This is a genomic window from Collinsella sp. AF05-9 (genome assembly GCF_003465595.1).
Classification (GTDB): Bacteria; Actinomycetota; Coriobacteriia; order Coriobacteriales; family Coriobacteriaceae; genus Collinsella.
The window spans coordinates 1-1,545 of record NZ_QSBB01000071.1 but is presented as its reverse complement, the minus strand read 5'-3'; the positions used below and the strand labels follow the sequence as shown (position 1 = coordinate 1,545).

Here is a 1,545-nt window from a genome sequence, read left to right as displayed (position 1 = left end):
CCCCATTACAGTTTGAGTCGTCCGAAAGGGCGGCTCTTTTCCGTTGCACGGTTATACGATTGAGCCGTACCGGTGGTCGCTGGCCGACCGCCCCGGACGGCCGTCAGCCCCTGCCCCGTAGAGGGCCCGGGACGTGTTGCCGCCGGGGCGGGAGGGGCCGCGGGGAACGACTGATAGAGATGTGCCGGGCCCGGACCGGGCCACGGCCGGGTAATGTGGGTGTCGCTTCCGCGGCTAACGGCCGGCTCAAGGGAGAGGATACACCATGCCAGCAGCAGAGACGCCCGTGGCCTACCTGGGGATCGACGTCGGGAAGAGCTCGCACAGCGCGTGCGCGCTCGACGCGGGAGGGGGCGTCGCCTTCAGGGCCGAGCTGGCAAACAGGCCCGACGACATCGACCGGCTGCTCGAGCGGGCCGGCTCCGGCGCGCTGGTCGTCGTCGACCAGAAGCGAAACATCGGCGCACTGGTCCTCGCGCGCGCCCATGCGCATGGGAACCCCTGCGCCTACCTGCCCGGATATGCCGAGAAGCAGGCCCGCGGGATGTTCCCCGGCATCGCGAAGACCGACGCCATCGACGCCGAGGTGATCGCGCGCACCGCGCTCGGCGTGCCCCGCGCCCTCAGACCGGCGCCCGAGGAGCCCGAGGGGACCGCCTCGCTTCGGATCCTGTCGTCGCAGCGCGAGTTCGCGTCGTCCGCCAGGACCCGCGCGAAGAACAGGCTGCGCGCGACCCTGCTCGAGGCCGACCCCGCGCTCGAGGGCGCGGTCGACCCGTCGAGCCGCTGGCAGGTGTCGATGCTGGCCGAGTTCGGCGGGGCCGCCGGGTGCTCGGCCGCCGGCTGGCGCAGGTTCTCGAACGCCGCCAGGCGCGCGGGCGCCCCCGCGGCGGGGGCCAGGAGGCTCTGGGAGGCGCTGCTGGCCTCGTCGCGCTCGGGAAGGCGGCTCCCGGCCGGCGAGGACGTCGCGGTCCGGATACTCGCCCGGGAGATAGCCTCCCTCGACGCCGACATCGAGGAACTCGACTCGCTCGTGGCCGACTCGCTGGCGGGAGACGAGGTCTACGAGTGCCTCCTCACGGTGCCCGGGATCGGCCCCAAGACCGCCGCGGCGCTGGTGACGTCGATCGACATATCCGCGTTCAGGGGGCACGACGAGCTCGCGAGCTATTGCGGCGTGGCGCCGTCAGACAGGCGCTCCGGGAGCAGCATCAGGTCGACGTCGCCGCAGCACGGCGGGAACAGGCAGCTCAAGAACCTGCTCATATTCAGCTGCAACTCCCTCATCGGCACGGACAACAGGTTCGGGAGGTACTACGGGGAGTGCAGGGCGAGGGGGATGAGGCACAGCAAGGCGCTGAAGGCGGTCGCGAGGAAGAGGCTCAAGGTCATTTACGCGATCATGCGCGACGCCGTCCCGTACGCGGCCTAGCGGGCGGCGGGATCAACCAAAGAGGAAACCGAGCGGGGGCGCCTGGCGCCCGGATGCGTCATGCCGAAATGGCGCGAAGCACGCGGTTGACAAAACCATAGAGACACGTCCCA

1 protein-coding gene is annotated in these 1,545 nt (G+C 70.6%); it reads left to right on the top strand.

The features are described 5' to 3' along the window. The first annotated feature begins 265 nt into the window (after positions 1–265). Positions 266–1,432, top strand: a complete 1,167-nt coding sequence (locus DWV43_RS09930) for an IS110 family transposase (RefSeq protein ID WP_117818449.1) — start codon at positions 266–268, stop codon at positions 1,430–1,432. The last annotated feature ends 113 nt before the right edge of the window (positions 1,433–1,545 follow it).